The sequence below is a fragment of the Bacteroidetes Order II. bacterium genome, assembly GCA_016788705.1.
GTDB lineage: Bacteria > Bacteroidota > Rhodothermia > Rhodothermales > UBA2364 > UBA2364.
This window is the reverse complement of sequence record JAEUSQ010000021.1, coordinates 75,567-96,515: the sequence shown is the minus strand read 5'-3', so window position 1 is coordinate 96,515 and position 20,949 is coordinate 75,567. Positions and strand designations below refer to the sequence as shown.

General features: G+C 49.3%; 16 protein-coding genes. 9 read left to right on the top strand and 7 right to left on the bottom strand.

What is annotated here, in order from left to right:
- From pdxH to JNN12_05225, 4 genes are all read right to left on the bottom strand, one after another.
- Positions 1-636, bottom strand: coding sequence for a pyridoxamine 5'-phosphate oxidase (gene pdxH, locus JNN12_05240; GenBank protein ID MBL7977726.1), 636 nt, complete (start codon positions 634-636; stop codon positions 1-3).
- Between the two features lie 180 nt (positions 637-816).
- Positions 817-2,649, bottom strand: a complete 1,833-nt coding sequence (gene rho, locus JNN12_05235; protein ID MBL7977725.1) for a transcription termination factor Rho — start codon at positions 2,647-2,649, stop codon at positions 817-819.
- Between the two features lie 239 nt (positions 2,650-2,888).
- Positions 2,889-4,187 carry a bifunctional folylpolyglutamate synthase/dihydrofolate synthase gene (locus JNN12_05230; GenBank protein ID MBL7977724.1) on the bottom strand — a complete coding sequence of 433 codons (1,299 nt, stop codon included), beginning with the start codon at positions 4,185-4,187 and terminating at the stop codon, positions 2,889-2,891.
- 4 nt (positions 4,188-4,191) lie between these two features.
- Complete coding sequence (locus JNN12_05225; protein MBL7977723.1) at positions 4,192-5,136, bottom strand: RsmB/NOP family class I SAM-dependent RNA methyltransferase; 945 nt, start codon at positions 5,134-5,136, stop codon at positions 4,192-4,194.
- A 187-nt stretch (positions 5,137-5,323) separates the two neighbouring features.
- Between JNN12_05225 and clpX the strand changes: the two genes are divergently transcribed.
- From clpX to JNN12_05185, 8 genes are all read left to right on the top strand, one after another.
- Positions 5,324-6,580 (top strand): ATP-dependent Clp protease ATP-binding subunit ClpX, encoded by a 1,257-nt coding sequence (clpX, locus tag JNN12_05220; GenBank protein MBL7977722.1) that lies wholly within the window; start codon positions 5,324-5,326, stop codon positions 6,578-6,580.
- A gap of 1 nt (position 6,581) precedes the next feature.
- Entirely contained in the window at positions 6,582-7,013 is a 432-nt protein-coding gene (locus JNN12_05215; GenBank protein ID MBL7977721.1) for a DedA family protein, read from the top strand.
- 3 nt (positions 7,014-7,016) lie between these two features.
- Positions 7,017-7,970: a YihY/virulence factor BrkB family protein gene (locus JNN12_05210; protein MBL7977720.1), complete on the top strand. Its 954-nt coding sequence runs from the start codon at positions 7,017-7,019 to the stop codon at positions 7,968-7,970.
- Positions 7,971-8,250: 280 nt separating this feature from the next.
- Entirely contained in the window at positions 8,251-11,121 is a 2,871-nt protein-coding gene (locus tag JNN12_05205; GenBank protein MBL7977719.1) for a tetratricopeptide repeat protein, read from the top strand.
- Positions 11,122-11,230: 109 nt separating this feature from the next.
- On the top strand, positions 11,231-12,754 hold the full coding sequence (locus JNN12_05200) for a class I SAM-dependent methyltransferase (protein MBL7977718.1): 1,524 nt from the start codon (positions 11,231-11,233) through the stop codon (positions 12,752-12,754).
- A gap of 3 nt (positions 12,755-12,757) precedes the next feature.
- Positions 12,758-13,903, top strand: coding sequence for a cysteine desulfurase (locus JNN12_05195; protein ID MBL7977717.1), 1,146 nt, complete (start codon positions 12,758-12,760; stop codon positions 13,901-13,903).
- 3 nt (positions 13,904-13,906) lie between these two features.
- Positions 13,907-15,106 carry an amidohydrolase gene (locus JNN12_05190; GenBank protein ID MBL7977716.1) on the top strand — a complete coding sequence of 400 codons (1,200 nt, stop codon included), beginning with the start codon at positions 13,907-13,909 and terminating at the stop codon, positions 15,104-15,106.
- 17 nt (positions 15,107-15,123) lie between these two features.
- Positions 15,124-15,423, top strand: a complete 300-nt coding sequence (locus tag JNN12_05185) for a hypothetical protein (GenBank protein MBL7977715.1) — start codon at positions 15,124-15,126, stop codon at positions 15,421-15,423.
- Between the two features lie 319 nt (positions 15,424-15,742).
- Here JNN12_05185 and JNN12_05180 read toward each other — a convergent pair whose 3' ends face one another.
- Positions 15,743-16,333, bottom strand: coding sequence for a leucyl/phenylalanyl-tRNA--protein transferase (locus JNN12_05180; GenBank protein MBL7977714.1), 591 nt, complete (start codon positions 16,331-16,333; stop codon positions 15,743-15,745).
- Positions 16,333-17,772, bottom strand: a complete 1,440-nt coding sequence (locus JNN12_05175; protein MBL7977713.1) for a substrate-binding domain-containing protein — start codon at positions 17,770-17,772, stop codon at positions 16,333-16,335. The genes JNN12_05180 and JNN12_05175 overlap by 1 nt, the downstream gene beginning before the upstream one ends.
- A 395-nt stretch (positions 17,773-18,167) precedes the next feature.
- On the opposite strand from JNN12_05175, the gene JNN12_05170 reads away from it, so the two are divergent.
- Complete coding sequence (locus JNN12_05170) at positions 18,168-19,352, top strand: T9SS type A sorting domain-containing protein (protein ID MBL7977712.1); 1,185 nt, start codon at positions 18,168-18,170, stop codon at positions 19,350-19,352.
- 562 nt (positions 19,353-19,914) lie between these two features.
- Here JNN12_05170 and JNN12_05165 read toward each other — a convergent pair.
- Positions 19,915-20,919 (bottom strand): GNAT family N-acetyltransferase, encoded by a 1,005-nt coding sequence (locus JNN12_05165; GenBank protein MBL7977711.1) that lies wholly within the window; start codon positions 20,917-20,919, stop codon positions 19,915-19,917.
- Positions 20,920-20,949 lie beyond the last annotated feature (30 nt).

Genomic DNA, 20,949 nt, shown 5'->3' with positions numbered 1-20,949 from the left:
TCAGGGAGAGAGCCGTTCTATCTTCCAGTACGCTCCCATCTTCTGATAGCGGATACGGTCATGAAGTCGGCTTGGGCGGCCTTGCCAAAACTCCAATAACGTGGGTTTTATCAGATATCCGCCCCAGTGGGAGGGGCGTGTGACCAGCCCATCTGCAAATCGAACTTCCAGTTCGGCGAGACGCTCTTCAATAACCGAACGACCTTGAATGACGGTGCTTTGCTCGGAAACCCAAGCCCCTACTTTGCTCCCGAATGGCCGACTTTCAAAATATGCATCAGATTCCGCGTGGGGCACTTTTTCCACATTTCCTTCTATTCGGATCTGGCGTTCCAACTCTGGCCACCAAAAGGTAAGGGCTGCAAAAGGCCGTTCTTGCATTTCGTGCCCTTTCGCACTCTCGTAATTTGTGTAGAAAACAAATCCCCGTTCGTCCACCCCCTTTAACAGGACAATACGGGCTTTCGGAATACCGGAGGCCTGAACGGTCGAAAGGGTCATGGCATTGGGTTCAATGACCTCTGCCTGAAGGGCATCATTAAACCATTTCTTAAACTGTACCAATGGGTCGGCGTCACAATCCGCTTCCAATAACCCACCTTTCGTGTAATGGGCGCGTAAAACTGCAATATTCATGATTAAGCTGGTTTAAAGTGTAAAAAAACCATGCCAGATACGATCTTGGATTACCAGCAAGGTACAATTATTAGCGTAAAGGATCGGCGTATTCCGGACGAAAAAACGATGCTTTCGTTCATAAAAAAAGCCGCGTCCCTCTAAGAGGAATGCGGCTTGGCAAACAAAAAAGAATATGGGTTATGAATTCATCACCGTCAGGAATTCCTCATTATTGCGAGTGCCACGCATCTTGTCTAAAAGAAACGTCATGGCAGCAATAGGCTCCATATCGGCCATAAGTTTACGAAGGATCCAAACACGGTTCAGAACGGTTTCCGGAATCAGGTGTTCTTCTCGCCGCGTTCCAGATTTGATAATGTCTATGGCGGGGTAAATCCGACGGTCCGAAAGGTCGCGGTTTAGTACCAACTCCATGTTTCCAGTACCTTTAAACTCCTCAAAGATCACCTCGTCCATCCGACTTCCTGTATCAACAAGTGCGGTACCAACAATCGTCAGCGACCCCCCTTCCTCCACATTTCGGGCCGCCCCAAAAAAGCGTTTGGGCCCCCGTAGTGCACCCGCTTCTATACCACCGGAGAGGGTCTTTCCAGAGGCTGGAGCAACTGTATTGTGCGCCCGTGCCAGACGGGTAATGGAATCTAATAAGATCACTACATCTTGACCGGCTTCAATCAGCCGTTTGGCTTTTTCTAACACAATATTGCTTACCTCCACATGGCGCTCCGGATCCTCATCAAAGGTAGAAGCAATGACTTCTCCTTCTATGTGGCGGCGCATATCCGTCACTTCTTCCGGTCGTTCATCCACTAACAATACGATCAGATGGCATTCTGGATGATTGGTCGTGATGGCATTGGCAATTTGTTGCAGGAGAATCGTCTTACCACTTTTGGGTGGCGAAACAATCAGTCCACGCTGCCCTTTACCAATAGGAGCAAACAGGTCTATAATCCGGGTGCTGTAATCCGAAGCGCGGGACTCTAATTTTAGTCGTTCTTCTGGATAAAGCGGTGTCAGATAATCAAATGTGGGACGTTCTTGCAATAGCGCCGGATCACGGCCATTAATCGTATTGACCCGAATCAAGGCGAAGAAGCGTTCGCCTTCCTTTGGAGGACGGATTTCACCATCCACCGTATCACCCAGTCGTAGGCTAAACCGTTTTATCTGTGAAGGCGAAACATAGATATCATCCGGACTGGGCAGGTAGTTGTATTCTGCCGAGCGTAGAAAGCCGTAGCCATCTGGTAAGATTTCCAAAACGCCCACTTTTCGGATCATGCCTTCTAGTTCCACGCCGTTTGGGTCGAAACTCCGCATGTAATCCGGCAAGGCTTCTTTTGCCGCACGGATGCGTTCGTCTCTTCGGACGCGGTCTTCGCGGGAGTACCGTCCTGGCCTTTCCGGTCGTTGTTCTCTTTTAGGAGGTGGTACACGGTCTCGGTCACTACGGTCCCGGTCGTCTTTTTTCATCCCCCCACCTCCTCGATCGTCCCGCCGCACCATTGGTGAGCGTTCTTCGCGTTTATTGCTCCACTCTTCGCGTTTGCTCCCGCCCCAATCATCCCGTTTTTTAAAGTCGGACTGTGGCGTTCGGGGTTTGAAACGATCCTCTTGACGTGGGCGTTGTTCTTCGCGTTGTTCTCTCGGTTTTTCTTCGCGCGGACGAAAAACGCCCTCGGAACGAAAGTCCTCTCGTTCTTCAACAGGCTCTCCATTGGAAGTCGGTGGTGCAAATAATTCGGGTGTAATGGGGGGTTCCACCTCTGGAGGTGGTGGTTGATAGGAAAGAGGGTCTATTTTAACGGCTGTTTTACGAGGCCGTTTTCCGGCGCGATCTGCCGCAGGTTCACGCTCTGGTTCTTCGGCAGCCGCAAGGGCAAATGATTCCAGAATCTGATAAATCAGTTCCTGTTTGGTCATCCGATAGGTACTGGCTATGCCGAGGGTTCGGGCAATGTCTTGCAGTTCAGTAACCTTTTTTTCCTGAAGGGTTGCAATGTTCATGGATGAAACAGATCCGGAGTATCCGAATGTCTAAAGGTGGGTTTTATGGAGAAGTAGAAATATTATTCAATCAACAGAAAAAGCGCCCAACGAATATCCGATGCGAATAAAACAGACGGCTTGTCTGAAATACTACGGAGGGTGAAGGAGTGTGCTGTATATAGACTCAGGCTGAGATTATGACATACAAGTTAGGGCTTTTTCCAAAAAAAACAAAGGGTATAGTGGATATTTTTTGGTTAAATTGAAAAAAAATCATCATTTGTACCCAATTCGGCAACCACTTGATGGCTTCCAGTAACCAGTACCGATTTATTTTTCGCTGGTAGTTCTTTTAATAGATGGATGGCCTCGGCAACGGAGTCGCAAATAGTGACCGCTAATCCTTCGTCAATTAAGATGGCGGCCAATTCTTGGGCTTCATATCCTCGTGGTGGCGGGAGTCCTACAATATATACATGGGCTTTCTCCCGAACAAACATCCGCGCCATATTGGTCAGGCTTTTGTCTTTCATACAACCAAAAACCACATATAGTGCCTTAGCGGGACCGAGAAAGCGTATAAACCGCAAAGCCACTTCCAGTCCTTCCGCATTATGGGCCACATCAGCCACGACAAGTGGCTGTTGCGAACGGACTTCGCACCTTCCTCTTAAGCCAGACAAGGAGGAGACATTGGCAAGCCCTGTACGGACCGCTACTTCTGGGGCTTCCGGAAAAAGGATTTCGGCACAACAAAGGGCTAAGTGGGCATTTTCGCGTTGGTGTACACCATTTAGGGACACCATTAGGCGCTTATAGGCATGGTTGGGCGTTTGAATATCAGCTATAAAACCGTCGGGTAATAATCGGAAATTTTGAATGGCGCCGTTTAAAAAAAGTTCATGAAAACGCGCATTTTTGTGCTTGGCTTTTTGTCGGATTACCTCCAACACTTCGGGCTGCGAAGCCATTGTAAAGAGGGGGATACCCGGCTTGATAATGCCTGCTTTTTCGGCAGCAATTTTGGGAAGGGTTTTTCCTAACTGTTCGGTATGATCCCACCCAATCTGGGTGATGGCTGTTACCAAAGGCTGAATCACATTGGTGGCATCCAACCTACCGCCAAGCCCTGTCTCTATCACCGCAGCTTCCACGTCCATTTCGGCAAAAAAAACAAACGCAAGCGCTGTTGTCGCTTCAAAGAAGGAGGGTTTTTCCTCTTCAAAGAGGGGTTTCCAATGGGTTACTGCGCGGGCCATCCAATCTGATGGAGCTGGCTGACCATCTATTCGGAAGCGCTCGGTAAAATGAAACAGGTGAGGGGAAGTATAAAGGCCAACCCGTTTGCCAGAAGCCGTTCCAATGGCTGCGATCATTGAAGAAACCGAGCCTTTTCCATTGGTTCCGGCAATGTGTGCGGTTGGATAACGTAGGTGCGGATTTCCCATGGCATGAAGAATCCTGCGAATTTTTTCCAACCCCGGTTTGTATGCCTCGGTTGTTTTCTCGAAACGAGGCAATGCCAACAGATATTGATAGGCTGTTTCCGGCGTCATGGCATTAATCGGTAGGCATACATTTTCGGAGCTTGGCCACAAAAAAACCTTCCATTTGCGGTGTGGGTAAAATCCGAAGGGCATATTGGATATCGCTCCGGAATGTATTGTTTTCCCATTTTTCCAACGCTGATTGGGTATTGGGAAAGGCTACAGAGAGCGGCTCCATACAAACGGCATCCCCAAACTGTTGGAGGACCGCTTCGAGGACCGCTTCATTCTCTTCGGGTGCAAAAGAACAGGTGGAATAGACAATTTCCCCACCCGGTCGCGCGCACCGGACAGCTGCTTGGAGCAATTGGCTTTGTTTCCATGCCATTTCATGCACTTTCCGAAGGCTCCAGTATCGGTAGGTTTCGGGATTTTCTTCGCGAAAACGGGCTTCGGTAGAACAAGGAGCGTCTAGTAGAACCCGATCGAAGTAATTCGGACGATGTCGCCAAATGGTGGTTCCGTCTTTCAAAAAGGTACGGACATTTGTTGCGCCTTGGGCCTTCAGATTCGCTTGCAACTGGAAGAACCGTTTCCGAACCACTTCTATGGCAGCGATGGAGCCCGAATTCTGCATTAAAGCAGCCATTTGTAAGGTTTTACTACCGGGAGCCGCAGCTAAATCCAGTATCTGCTCTTCTTTTTGGGGATTCAGTAGGATTACCGGAACCATACTTGAAAGGTTCTGAAGGTAGATCCAATGCTTTTGGTATGCGTCACTGGCCATCAAGCGGCTCCGGTCTTCCGGCAAAACCCAAAAGGCCAAAGGATTCCACTCCACTGCTCGTATCGGTATCCCTGCCGAAGCGAGTGCGGCCTGTACCATTTCCGGCGTTGCCCGCATCGTATTGATCCGAAATCCGGTTACCGGTGGCTCTGAGAACGATTGCAAAACGGCCTCCCAAGCATGTTTAGGTACAATCTGAGTAAGCCTTTCGACAAAAACACGGGGAAGCATATATACTCTTAGGATCGCGGGATAACAAGAAGAAACAAGACAGCGAAAGTTTTATCAGGAGTCTAAAATACACATCGTTTCGTTTTGTTTCAAGTGTCCGCAGGGGATTAGGTGGTTTAAATGATTTGAAATACCCCTTATGACGCTGTATATTATCTTACTTATAACGTTCCAGCAATACCCTGCTATGCATAACCTGAACGAAGAAACGATTCGGTGTTCTTTTTGTGGCCGTCCGGCACAAGACGTGGTCTCGATGGTAGCTGGCCCAGATGTCTATATCTGCGACCGATGTGTGGAAGATGCCGTACATATCATAGAAAGCGAACGACAGCAGCTACAAAAAACCCCACCTAAGCCGTTGGTCAAGCTCGCCCCCAAAGAATTGAAGCAGCGACTGGATGAGTTTGTCATCGGACAAGATCGTGCCAAAAAAGCCATGTCGGTTGCCGTTTACAACCATTACAAACGAGTCGAGGACGAATCTTTCATGGCAGATTTTCACGATGTCGAAATCGAGAAATCCAACATGATTTTAATCGGCCCTACCGGTACAGGCAAAACCCTGTTGGCCCGTACCTTAGCCCGTGTTTTGGACGTACCCTTCTCGATCTCGGATGCTACTTCGCTGACCGAAGCGGGTTATGTGGGCGACGACGTTGAGACGGTTTTATATCATCTTCTTCAAGCAGCCGATTTTAATGTGGAGCGGGCAGAACGCGGCATTGTTTTTATTGACGAAATTGATAAGATATCCCGCAAGTCCGACAGTGTGTCTATCACGCGGGATGTTTCGGGCGAGGGGGTACAACAAGCCTTGCTCAAGATTATTGAAGGCACCATTGCAGGCGTTCCGCCGAAAGGGGGGCGTAAACATCCGGAGCAATCGCTTATTAATATCAACACCAAAAATATTTTGTTTATCTGCGGCGGCGCATTCGAGGGCTTAGACGAAATTGTGGCCAAAAGGCTCACCACACGGACATATGGATTCGGAAATGGGAAATCTATAACATACGATAAAAAAGATCCCGGCATTTTCGCACATGTCGCGCCTGATGACCTCATGAAATATGGTTTGATTCCAGAACTAATTGGCCGTATGCCTGTGATCACCTCCTTAGATGGCCTTTCGGATCTGGCGCTTCGGCGTATCCTCACCGAGCCAAAAAATGCCCTCGTCAAGCAATACCAAAAACTCTTTGCTATGGATGGCGTTTATCTGGTTTTTGAAGACAAGGCCTTGGATGCAATTGTTCACAAAGCCCGAAAATTAGGCACGGGCGCACGGGGTTTGCGTTCCGTCATGGAAGGAATGATGACCGAGATCATGTTTGATATTCCAAGTAGAGCACACCTCCGAACCTGTCGCATCACCCGCGAGGCAGTGATGGAAGGCGCTCCCCCCATCATGGAAGAGCGCATACAACGTGCTGTCGGGTAAGATGGATTTTTTGACCCAGCATATCCTCCTGAACGTGTTTATCGTGTGCTTTTTGGGCGCTACACTCCTGCCTTTGCCCACCGAAGCTGCTTTGTTGGGGGCATTGTATTTGGGTGAAAGTGTGGTTTTGGTGTGGCTGCTCGGTTCAGTCGCCAACATACTGGGTGCATTTACCAATTACCTCATCGGCGTTTACTTCGCAGATCGTGCGGCTTTTCGTTTGCACCGCAGCACCTCTGGTCGTAGGGCCATGGCGTGGTACAGCAAATACGGAGCATGGAGCATGATGGGCAGTTGGCTTCCGGTGATTGGCGATCCATTATGTCTTACCGCAGGTATTTTCCGAATGCCGTTGAAGTGGTTCTTCCTTGGCCAACTCACCCGTTCTATCCGCTATCTGGCGGTTGTCTCAGGTTTTTTGGCCGTGAGGTAAGAAATGAATATCCGTAAAGCTTGGCCCTTCACCTTACCAAAACGCCTGTTGGATGTACTGAAATTTTATGCAAAGGGCATTTGGCACCGTTTAGAAACAGATGATGTCTTTGTGTGGGCGGCAGCCATCGCTTTTAAAATGTTGATCGCTTTTATCCCTTTACTCATCATGGCCACTGGGGTCATTGGCTGGGTGGTACAATATACTTTAAACACTTCCGATCCCTATTTGGCCATCAATCGCTTTTTGGCCACCTTCTTGCCGCAGTACCAAAACCGAGAGGTGGTACAGGGCATCAACAGTTTGGCCCGCGCCGGACAGCGGTTCACCTACATTGGCTCGGCCTCTTTGTTCATTTTGTCTATCAGTTTGTTTACGACCCTCCAAACGGTTGTTTCCCACATTTTTAAGGAAGAGCGGGTACACCGCAGCCTTTGGCGTTCGTATGTATTCGATGCACGAATGGTGATTCAAGTGGGCTTTGCCTTTGTGGTATCCATTCTCCTTACCCTGATCTTGACCACCGTAAAACAAACAGGAGATGGGTATTTAGGAACCTTACCCAACATTTCGCCAGAACTTATTGTGCTGTGGGGAAGCCTTGCAAACGGAATTCTATATTATTTATTGCCGTTATTAGCGACGATGGCGATGTTTTTTCAGCTATATTTTTTTGTTCCGCAGCCCCACCCTCCTGTTCGAAGTGTCTTAGTAGGAACCCTGTTCACCGCAGTGCTTTGGGAATTGGCAAAAAACCTCTTTGCTTGGTATGCCTCTACCCTACGGCCCTTTGATCGTTATGGAGCATCCCATGATGCCCTGGTTCCAGCACTCGGAGATTTCTTCGGAATCACCATGGCCTTGGTCTTTTGGGCGTATTATTCTGGACTTGTCTTTATTCTGGGAGGAATGATGGCAGCCCTTCACGAAAAAGCGCGTCGGAAAGGGCTGCATTAGCAACAGGCTGAAAACAAACCAATCTACCACACACAGGTTGTACAGAAACCTAAACCGAACACCCGATAGAAAAAAACCCTTGATATTGCCATCCGTTGTTCTCGATATTGGCCCTCTGCTCCCGGAACCCATATGATTGATTATGCGTAGAAGATTAAAATCTTTTCATCAACACACCGACGCCTTACGTCCCTCTGTTACCGATCTTATATTCCATCCCGGCCTTTGCTGAACGGTCAGAAACCGTTTGGGGTAAGCATTTGACATGAAAAAAATCTGTATGCGTCGTTATTGGCTTTTAGCTTTCTTCGTCTTTGCTGGATTTGGGGCTGGGTGTAAGCCCCCTGCTTTTCTGGCCAATCGCTTTCAGGACTTTGCGGCCTATTATAATCGTTTTTATAATGCCCAAGAAGCCTTTCGTGAGGGTCTCAAAAACATCGAACGTCCCAACGATGTTGTGAACAGAGACGAGTACATCCGGCTGTTTATTGGTGCAGAAAGCGCGAGTGGTGGAAACTTCGAGAAGGTAATCAAAAAAAGTGCGGACTTACTGCGGGCATACCCTCGGTCTAAGTGGGCAGATGACGCCATTTTACTTATCGGAAAAGCCTATTTCTATCAGGGCGAGTATCTGGGCGCCGAACAAAAATTTAATGAGGTGATTCAAACACCAGATTCCCCGTTGCGTGATGAAGCACGCTTTTGGCAGGCACGCACGCTCATTAGTGCAAAGTCCTACGACCGCGCGTTGGCCCTTTTGAGCGAGTCCCTTTTGATCAAAGACCTAAAACCCAAATGGGGAGCCTATATGCAATTGGCTCTGGGAGAGTTGTTTGTCCGCCAGAAAGACTGGACAAAGGCTGCGGAGGCACTTGAAAAGGGCTTGGAACGCTCTACCGAACGTGAACTATCGGCGAAGGCCACCTATTTATTGGGACAAGTGTATGAAACCCAGCAAGCCTGGACAAAAGCGGCTTCGGCCTATCGGAAAGTACCCCAATACCGCCCTTCTTATGAATTGATCTATGCGGCACAGATCTCAGAAGCCGAGGTTGCAGGGCTTAATATCCGTCCAGAGCTAGGGATGGCCGTCATCCGAAAACTGGTTCGGGACGACAAATTCATCAAAGAACGGGCCGAGATTCTCCTACTTCAAGGCCGCATTATGGCCCGAATGGGACAATCTCGCGAGGCATACACCTTGTTTGATGATCTATTATACAACCCCAATCGGAATGCCAATGCAGTGAAGGGCAAAGTCCATTACGCTCTCGCCAGTATGTACCGAGATCAGTTCCGGAACTATCGTCGGGCAGGTGCTCATTTTGATACCGCGTCCACCAATTTGCGCACCGGAATCGGTGAAGAAGGACGTCTTAGGCTACCCAAAGCCATTACCGATGCTGCCCGCCAGGCGGCTACCTACAAGAGTTTTAATAAATCGGCATCGCGGGTATTTGAAATTGATTCGTTACTATGGGTTTCTCAGCTAAACCGTAAATCCTTCGATTCGTTGCTCACCGTTGTTCGGGCACGTAAAGAGAAAGAACAAGCAGCGCTTCAGGCCGAGGCAGAACGCCGCCGTGCCGAGTCGCAATTTGCCAGTAGCCAACAACAAAGAACCAATAATACCTCCTTTGGTCGGCCCGGAGAATCGCAACCAGGTGGATTTTTGGGCCACTTAGATCCGATCCGCGTGCAGGAAGGAAAAAACAACTTTAAACAACGCTGGGGCGACCGCCCACTTGCACCCAACTGGCGGCGAAAAGCAGCCATTGGCAATCTAAACGAAGGACAGGGTGCCAAACAAGACAGTCTCCGGATAGCAGAAAAGGCACGGTTATTGGCACAAGCCGAAAAAGGCACCATCCAAATTGACACTTCTTCGGTACCCAGAACCGCAGAGGCACGCAAAAAACTCTTAGAAGAACGGGCCCAAATGCGCTATGATGTGGGCAATATCCTATTTTTGTCTATCAACTTACCTGATTCTGCCGCCGTTTGGTATCGTAAGGTTATAGATGACAACCGGACCTCTCCGGTGGCCCAACGTGCTTATTTTGCCCTTGCAGAAGTACAACAAGTCCTTAAAGATACCACTTCGGCAGAACGTCTGTATCGTTTTATCGTGGATGAATATGCGGGTTCAGACTTTGCCGTAAGGGCACGAGAACGCTTAGGATTGCCAGCGGAGGACCGGGTAGTTACGGATACACTGGTCATTGCAGAGAAAGCCTATCAACGGGCCTATACATCATGGGAGCAAGGCGCTCACCAAACCGCTTTGTCGGATTTACTGGCGCTGGTCCAGCAATACCCCAAATCGCCAGTCACGCCCAAGGCCATGTTGGCAGCGGGGCAGATTTATACCGAGTGGGCCACCCTCGAAAAGCAAGACCTTTACGGTATTTGGCCTTTTGAGTTTGCAAAAACCGAGCCGCCATTGCCAGATTCGATACAGCAAGCCAAGCCGGATAAACCCCGAAGACCACTCCCGCAGCCTTTAACGTTGGAGACGCTTTATAAAAATCTTGCTGAACAGTACCCCACTTCGCCCTATGGAAAACAAGCACAACTCTTGGGCAAAGCGCTTACTGAACTAAAACCTAAACCCGCAACGCCCCCACAAGACTCAACAGCAGTGGTGCCTCAGGCAGATGAAGCCCACACCAATGCTGTACCAGAGGCGGCCAAACCCCCTGCAAACCCAAAAAACGGTGAAGAGGATGTCTTCATCCGAAAAACACCTGACCCAACTACCCAAACAGGCAATGCACCACCAACTGATCCTACAAACAAGGAGGTGGACGAAAGGCCAATGCTTAAAAACGCACAAGATAGTGCCGATAAACTACCACAGTTTCCGGGGGGCCAAACGGCTTTAATGGCCTTTATCAAAGACAACCTGAAATATCCAGAAGAAGCCGTAGAAAAAAAGATAGAAGGGGCCGTTTTTATCCGCTTTACGGTGGACGATATGGGCAAGGCGCAGGCACCAGAAGTAGTGAGCGGCATTGGTGCTGGTTGCGACGAAGAAGCCATTCGCTTGGTCAGTCTGATGCCAAAATGGGAAGTGGGAATATTAAATGGCAAACCCGCCACACAGCAAACAACCATCCAAATTTTGTTTAACCTTCCTTCAGATAAATAGCCCAATTTCCCAAAGCCCCAAACGGGGCTTTGGGCTACGAGCATGGTGCATCCAAGGGAATTGTTTTATATTACGAGTACCCCATTTTCCTTGCCAAAAAGCATCGCCCATGTCTTTTATTTACGACGAAATTCCATACACCAACCAAACGTATCCAGAAATGGCTCCAGCGCAAATGGCCGTAATGGGTCGGCTCTTTGGCTTAGAAACGTTCGACATGGCCCATTCCCGCGTCTTGGAAGTGGGTTGTGGCAATGGGATGAACCTGATTCCACTGGCGATGGCCGCGCCAGAAAGCACCTTTGAAGGTTTAGACTTGTCCGAGACCGCCATTCTGGAAGGACAAAAAATGGTTGAGGCATTGGGCATTAGGAACCTAACCCTGTTCCATGCCGACGTAACCCAATGGCCCTTAAAAGGCCCTTCCTATGACTTCATCATGGCGCATGGGGTCTATTCTTGGGTTCCACCCACCGTTCGTGAATCCCTGCTACGGTTATATAAAAACCGACTTGCCACAACTGGATTGGGCTATATAAGTTTTAAAACCTACCCCGGTGCACATTTTTATGCCGCTTCGCGGAATATGATGCGATACCACACCCATGACTTAGCGGACCCACAAACCCAAATCGAACAAAGCATGGCGCTTTTGCGCTTCGTATTGTCTGGGCAACCAGAAAATCCAACGGTTTTGCACCACCGTTTTTATAAAGACTACCTACAAGCCGAGTGGGACAGGCTCTCGGCCCTGCCAGATTGGTACCTACAACACGACCACCTTGCCGATTTTAGTGAGCCTTTTTATTTCCATCAGGTACACGAGGCACTGGCCATGCACGGGTTACAATATTGGAGCGATGCCCATTTTCCGGCCATGCAAATCCGAAACTTCCCCAAGCCCGTCCAGCAAGTATTGGTACAAATGCCCGTTTTGGTGCGCGAACAATATTTAGACTTTCTGCTTGGACGTGCCTTTCGACAAGCATTGGTGTGCCATGCCGAAATTCCGAGGTCCGTTACCTCTCAGCCAGAAAGCCTCTTGTCGTGCGTGGTCGGTGCGCCTTTCCAGATTCAAGAAACCCCCCCCACAGGTTTTGTCCTTACGGGCCATAATGGAAGCACCATCGTATCCGATAATGGCGCCGTCCGTGTAATCGCTGCTTTTCTCGGAGCAAAATGGCCCCAAATGGTGCCTGTTCAGGCCTTGATCACCGCCCTTAAAAACACGTTATCGGTTCATCCAGATCAACAACCCCTACTGGTTACCCGCATACTGTTGGGCCTATATGCAGATGGCCTGCTGGTGGTTCGAACCATTGCCCCGAATGTATCCCAGAAAGTTCCTCAGCGTCCGCTCGCCCTAAAAGCAGCCCGATTTCAAGCCGCATATGGCTTACCGTTCCTCACCAATGGTCTTCATGAAGCGAAGCCCATCTCAGATCCGGCTATTCAATGCCTGATTCCGCTTCTAGATGGCACAAGAGATGCAGACGTGTTATTATCCGATTGGCAAAAAGCCTTGTCTAAAGGATACCATACAATGGAAATCACAAAAGAGACATTGGAATCGGTCTTACAAACCCTATGGCTCGATACATTCTTGGAGGATTACGTCGAGGAAACCGCCTAAACGATGATCTATTTAGACCATAATGCCACTACACCCGTAGAAACAACGGTTTTGGAAACAATGTTGCCATATTTCCATACCCATTTTGGCAATGCAGGCAGTAACCTTCATCCATATGGCTGGGCTGCTGCGGAAGCGATAAAACACGCACGCACCCAAGTAGCTGCCTTGCTTTTGGCCGAACCAGAAGAATTGCTGTTTACGTCTGGTGCTACCGAATCGGTGAATTTGGCGATTAAGGGTGTAGCTCAAGCCTATCAACACAAGGGGCGACACCTTGTAACGGTACAGACGGAACACAAAGCTGTTTTGGAAGCCCATGCACAACTGGCCCAACAAGGATGGAAAGTGGAATATCTGCCAACAGATGCGGATGGCATCTTGTCCCCAACCGTTTTTGCCCATGCCTTACGATCGGAAACGGTGTTGGCTTCGGTGATGTGGGCCAATAACGAAACAGGCGTGTTACAAGACCTCCCCATACTCTATCAGATTGCTCGCGAAAAGGGGGTTCTGCTGTTTTCGGATGCCACACAGGCCGCCGGAAAAGTACCTATTTCGGCACATCACGCCGATTTATTGGCCATTTCGGGACATAAAATGTATGCACCCAAAGGAATCGGGGCGCTCTATGTGCGGCGACGGAACCCGAGGGTAAGCCTCTTGCCCCAAATCATTGGCGGAGGGCAAGAACGCGGCATGCGCGGGGGCACACTCAATACGCCCGGCATTGTGGCTTTGGGGAAAGCGGCACAAATCGCACAAACCACCCTACAAACAACATCCGAACGCATTCAATACCTCCGGGATCTCCTCGAAAGCCAATTATTAGAACAATTACCTGCTGTCACGGTGCATGGTGCCAGCGTTCCCCGCCTGCCCAATACATTAAGCTTCCGCGTCTCCGGCATTCCAGCCATTACGTGGGTGAAGGAGGTGCGGCAAGTGGCCTTCTCTACGGGAAGCGCTTGTACAACCGCCCAAACCAAGCCAAGTCATGTGCTCACCGCCTTAGGATTAGACCGCACCTCGGCACTGGAAACCATCCGAATCAGTCTTGGTCGGCCTACGACCCCATTCGAGATTGAACAAACCATCTCGCATTTTATAACTGCTGCCCAGAAATTAGGCATTAAACCCCATATCTGACCCATGATCGCAACCATCAAAGCCTTCGCAGACCAGTTTTTCGAGGAAACGGTTCGGAACCGACAACACCTACATGCACACCCCGAACTGGCCTTTGAGGAGTACGAAACCGCAGCCTTTATTCAGGCCCAATTAGTCGGCATGGAAGTGACCATAGAACCGGATATTGCCAAAACGGGCCTTGTAGTCACTTTGCAAGGTACAAGACCAGGCCCCACACGGGCCCTTCGGGCAGACATGGATGCTTTGCCAATTGTAGAACAAAACCTACTACCGTTTTCTTCCACCCGTCCGGGAAAAATGCACGCCTGTGGTCACGATGCCCACACCGCCAGCCTCATCACCACCATTAAAATACTTCACTCCATTCGGGAACATCTTCATGGGACGGTACGCTTTCTCTTTCAACCAAGCGAGGAAAAACTCCCCGGTGGCGCAAAAGTGATGATAGAAGAAGGAGCTTTGGCGGCGCGTGCTTCCGGCCCCGCTCCTGCACACATTTTCGGACAACATGTGGCGCCAGAGCTGCCCACCGGAACCATTGGTGTACGGAGTGGCATGTATATGGCCTCTACCGAAGAAATTTACCTAACCGTTAGTGGGCAGGGAGGGCATGGGGCAGCCCCTCATCTACTGACGGCGGATGCGGTGTTGGTGGCGAGCCACATTGTTGTGGCCCTCCAAAGTATCATCAGCCGGAATTGCCCGCCCGACTCCCCCAGCGTCTTGTCTTTTGGGCGCTTCATGGCCGAGGGGGCAACAAATGTTCTTCCCCAAGTGGTGCAGATCGAAGGGACCTTCCGCGCAATGGACGAGAAGTGGCGGTTTCAGGCACACGACCTCATCCGCCGTGTGGCTACACAAACCGCCGAAGCCTTTGGCGCAACATGCGAGGTGGAGATCAAGATTGGCTATCCATGCCTCTATAATGATCCCGCTGCGACTCGCTTTGTCCGAGAGGCCGCGCAGGATTATGTGGGACCAGCAAAAACAATTGACTTAGACCGTTGGTTTGCCGCCGAAGATTTTGCATTTTACCTACAAGAACTGCCCGGTGTGTTCTATCGGTTGGGTACGGGGAATGCAGCCTGCGAAAGCACCTATGGCCTGCACCATCCCCGATTTACCATAGACGAAGAAGCGCTCCGTATAGGGCCGGGGTTTATGGCTTATTTGGCCCTGCACTACGAACAATACACCTGATTTAATCCTTTATTACGATGGAAGCTTATTATTTAATTGGGGCTGTCGTTGCTTTTATTGCCACGTCTTCGGTGATTGGCGGCATGTTCAGCAAATACATTGAGGTACGACGCTATAAGCCGGAAAAAGAGTTAGACCTAGCCCGCGAAGCGCTCAAAGACGCCCAGAACACCATCGCTACCCTAAAAGAAGGGAATGCTGATTTGCGCAAGCGGATCGAAAAACTCGAAGCCCGTGCAACCAGTACACCATTGATGCATCAGGGCGAAGAAATGCACGAAGCGCGTTCAATTGGTAAGGGCCGTGTTACCGAATAAAAAAGGATGCGGTGTGGGAAATCCGCATCCTAATCTCTCGGAAGTTTTGCACACAACTCCTCTCTCAAAAATTGTGGTCTCAAAAAGAACCACAGAATGGGGGCAATGGTTGGGATGAATCCCCCGTTACTTGTCTGAAAATACCAACTTTTTTTTCCGGTTTGCCACCAAATTGGGATAAATGGACTATTTTTGGGATGAGTGGCGCCTATGAACCGTTAATCGCAGGTACCGAATGAAAGGCGAACCTTCTACAAACCATTTGCAATGATGGTCTTATCCTAAACACCTCCTTTGAAATATTGATTTGTGTTCAGCCTCAGTCCCATGAAACAGGTAATCGGAGGGCTTTGCGGAGCAGTTGCACATACCGTCTTCGGGAAATTTCATAAGCCCCAAAGTGTGCCAAGTGAGGGGTGATGAACTGTGTATCCAACAGGACAAACCCCTGATTTCTCAGGTGCGTCACCAAATGCACGAGCGCCACCTTGGAGGCGTCCCGCACGGTAGAGAACATGGATTCGCCGAAAAAAGCCCCACCCAAAACCACCCCATAAAGTCCGCCCACCAACTGTCCCTCTTGCCAACACGTTACACTGTGTGCAAATCCTTGTTGATACAACCGGACATAAGCCGTAATAAGGTCTTCTGAAATCCATGTGCTTTCCCGACGGCCACAAGCCCGCATTACCGCCTCGAACGCCTGATCTAATCGCACCTCAAATACCTTCCGGCGCACCATCTTGGCCAATGTTTTGGAAACATGAAACCGATGATCCAAGGGGATGATGGCGCGGGGATCGGGCGCAAACCAATAAATCTCGTTATTTTCTTCTGGGATGGCCATCGGAAAGATACCTTGCGCATAAGCACCCAATAGCACTTCTGGCGCTAAAAAATCCGCTTTCATCAACGATACCAAACATCCACCCGCCGATTCATGGCGCGGTACAGTTCATTGGTGTTTTCACGAACCGGATCACTGGAACCAAGACCCGTCACCGAAGCCACCGAAAGGCCGCCCTGCTGCATCAATGCCTGTACCGATTGGGCGCGCTTAAGCGATAAAGCCACATTGGAAGGCTCGCCACCCACATTGTCGGTAAAGCCAATCAGCACAAACTGCTTTCCTGCGTATCGTGGGTCGGTCTTCAGGCGCTCTAAGTCTCGGACGGCCTTGCTGTCTAACTCGCTACTGCCCGTCTTGAAGCGCAAAACCACATTGGTACGCACACCACCTCGGACGGCTGCGCGGTATTTATCCGAAATGGTAGTCGTAAAATTGTTCACCCCTTGTGGATCAAGCGGAACAAAACCCGCACGTTGGGCGGCTTCTTGTCCTTTCGAGGTCTGGATATAGGCCATGAAACGGTCTATTAGAACCTGTTTCTTCCCTTCGGAGGATTTGGGCGTATAGAGGTATAATCGCCGCGACAGTTGATACTCCTCGGTGGCAATTGTAGAAGGATTTGGCATAACGGGCTGCGTAGCATCCGTATAAAGGGCAACGCTTTTTACCTCGGCATTGCCTTTGGTGGCGGCCCAGCTCGTAAATCCAATGCCATATTCATCTTCTGCCACCGACTGAATGAGCGCTTCGTTGTCCCGAAAACTGCGGGCATTGGGAGAAATGGCTTCTTCTTCCGATCCATAAATTTCGCTCTTGAACAAATCCACCGTTGCGCCAGCATCGCGCACATAAAGGTTGATGTTTCCGGCAGGATACCCCACCTCGGCCCAATTGGTAATCTCCCCTTTAAAGATACCCGCCACCTGTGCTTTGCTCAGTTCCTTGATGCGCGTATTGCTGTTTACAATCACCGCCACGCCATCCATCGCCACCACATTTTCCACTCGGTTACTCCGCAAATCACCCAATCCGGCATTTTTCAGGTCTGCAGCCTCATTATCCGCAACGGGCCGCGATGCCATTACCACATCCGCCTGTTTGTTCTGGGCATCCACAAATCCTTGATGGCTGCCTGTGGGTTTTACCGTTACCGCAACAGCCTCGCCATTGAGGGTAGCACGAAAGGTTAATTGCTGATCGTTGCGGATTTCCGTCACGTCGCTGGCCCCTTGTTGTTTCAGGAAGGCGCGTACCAATTCCGGCACCAACCGCGCCGCCAAGGTATTCGAGCCATGAATCCGAACAGCCGTCGCATTCGCCGGGACGGTGGGAACAGGCGATGTGGCGGGCGATGTGACCGCCTCGGTTTTATCTTTGTTCATCCAGCCAGGTAAATAACGCCAAGCCAAAAAGGACAAACCACCGATTATCAGCACCAAAATCAGTCCCGAAAGGATTTGCCAGCCCGTGGAGGGCATTTCGCTACGGTCTTCGCGCATGGAAGTTGGGTTTATATGAGTTAGAGGATATTCCACCAGAAAATACGGCTTTTTTCTAAAATCCCCACAACAGCAAAACCCACTCCCAAAACGATATGGCTAAACCTAACGAAGCAGACATTAAAATTTATCCAGCCCTTTGGGATTTTCCTTCCGATCGTTTATATTCTCTCATATTGCTATGATGTGTTCCTTTCCGATGGTTGTGCGGCGCATATACCAACGCTTTATCGGTCTTCGTACTAAACCAAAAGGCATTTGACTTCTTGCGTGCTAAGAAATAATAAACCTGAAAACGTTTTTGGTTACACCTTCTTAACACGCCTTACCAGCCCAAAAGGCTATCTTTCTTTAATCCATCACCTAACTTCTTCACAACCTAAACACACACAAAAATGAAAAAAATAGTTACGATTTTGTTTGTTCTGTTATCAATAACTCCTTCCTTAGTTGCACAAACCACCTTGAGTGCAGGGCAGTTGGTAATAGTCGGCTTCAACATGGACGACCCTGATCAATTTTCGTTTGTTCCACTTGTAGATTTAGCTTCTGGTACTGTTATTAAATTTACAGATAATGGATGGATTGCTACTACAAGTAGTTTTCGAACTGGCGAGGGAACTATTACATATACAGCTCCGAGCGCAGTCACTGCCGGAACCGTTATCACCTTTTCATCACCGGCTGCCGCTCCTTTTTCATCAGCCGGTTCTTTTGCATTCAGTGCAACTGGTGATCAGATTTTGGCTTATCAAGGCTCTGATAGCTCTCCAACTTTCATTTTTGCAGTAAATAACGATGGTGCCGCCGTTTGGCAAACAGATGCTACAAGTGCCAACAACTCAGCTTTACCAAGTGGGTTAACCAATGGAACGAACGCCGTAGCATTATCAGAACTTGACAATTACCTATATACGGGCCCAACAGGTAATCCAACTCAACTTTTAGCTTCTGTTTCAAATTCTGCTAATTGGACAGGAAGTGACACTACCCCTTTCACCATGCCAACTTCTAGTCCCCTCCCCATCGAATTGGCGGATTTTACGGCGCAGGCCACGAAGGATGCTGTTACGCTGAACTGGCAAACGATCTCGGAGGTGAATAGCGATGTATTCGAGGTGCAACACTTGGTGAAGGGCGAGTGGCAAACCGTGGCCACCGTACAAGCAGCGGGTTCCAGCACCGATGTGCGTTCCTATACCCAAGCCGTACAAGGCTTGCAAGTGGGCACCCACTACTTCCGCCTAAAAAGTGTGGACAAAGACGGCGGTGTGAAGTACAGCAAACAAGTGGCCGTTTCGGTAGAGGTTCCGGGTACGTTTGTCATGAACCCCGCCTATCCAAACCCGTTTAATCCGCAAACCACGCTCACCTTTGCCGTTGCCCAAAAACAAGCCGTCACCATGACGTTGTTCAACGCACTGGGCCAACAAATCTCGGTCTTGTACCAAGGCACACCCGAAGCCAATACGCTCCAAACCGTGCAACTGGATGGCAGTGCCTTGCAAAGCGGTGCGTATTTTGTTCGTCTTGCCGGAACAAATTTTAACACCATGCAAAAGGTGATGTTGGTGAAATAAGCTACATCTGCTTCTTTTTCCAAAGCCCGGAGCCTGATGGTTTCGGGCTTTTTTTGTTTGCTATACGCCCCCTAAATCCCACCCTTTAGGCGCGGAAAAGCCCTGTCTAAAAAGACCAACCACCACCCGCGTTTTGGAGGAGTGGTATTGAACCCCTGCATTGAACTTTCCTTTCCTTGTTTTGCGTTTCTTTTATTAACCCCTTCTTTTGCGTGCCGAAGGAGTAAATAGTTGCTTTAGTTTTGATGTAAGTAATGATAAAACAAGACTTTAAAACTTTCTTTCTGAAATATTGGTACCTCCTGATCTGGGCACTAAGGCATCATCATTAAACCTTTTGGCCTTTAAAAGAATTTTAGCATTGGTGGTTATGTTCTGGGTTCTTGCGGTGTCTATATATTTATATGCAGCCTAAAATAAGGTGTCTCATACACAACATAAACAAATACATACATGAAAAACCGAGTTCGCGCACAATCCAATCCCAAAGAACTTGATCGGGATTTTCCAGAGATCGCCCTCGCCTTGATTAAAGGAGCCATGTTGATTGGCTCACTCAAGTTTATTGGCTATCTGCTGATTCCGTAAAAACGAGGCGCATAAACAAATCTACCCGCATGTAGCCCAAATTTTCAGGTACAGCTTCTTCCAGAAAACCGCGTTTACGGTAGAGGTTTATTGCAGTATCCAATTTAGAATTGGTAGAGAGCCACACACTACGGGCCTGCTTGGCACGGGCAAAATCCAATCCTGCCTCCACCAATTTTTTACCCCATCCACGTCCTTGCTTTTCGGGTATAACGGCCAACTTGGCCAGTTCCATTTCGTCCGGGCCACTTGGAATCATGGCTACCGTTCCTACGGCGATGTTGTCTTCCAATAAAAAGAAAATTTCGCCCCCTTTTTCAAGAATATGCTTCTCCGGATTTTCCAAATACGCCCGATCGGGGGCTTCCACCGAGAAATAATGCGTAATCCATTGGTAATTTAGGTACGCAAAGGCATCTCGATAATCCGGATGGAACGGAATCACCCGAATATTGCCTATATCTCGTTGCATCAAATAGTCGGTGGGTGGGTTCTCACTCCCCAAAGGGAAATTCACATAGCCCGTTTTACGGAAACCCCACCGTTTGTAATACCGGACGGCTCCCGGATTTTGGTCCCAAACCGTTAGCCAAAGCACATCGTGCCCCTGTTCTTCCGCATAGTGGAGGGCTTTTTCCATGAGGAGGCGTCCTACCCGTTGGCCCGTCCATGCTTTTTTCAGATAAATACGGTGTAGCCATAGTGGCCGGCTCCCCGATACGCCCGGAATCCGTTTATCCGGTTCCAACTGTAAATAGCCAATGGCTTCATTCGCTGAAAACGCCAACCAAACGTGTACGTGCGGATCTGCCAGTTCGTTTTGTAGTTTTGGCACATTATACGAAGACGCTATAACGCGGCGGCAGTCTTCGGGATCATAAATGGCTTCGAATGCTTCCCGAAAGGTTTGTTCCGCCAATTGTGACAAAAGCGTGGCGTCGGATACCGTAGCCGGTCGTAATACAAAGGAATATCCCATTTCAGATTCTAAAAAGGCTTACCACTCTCG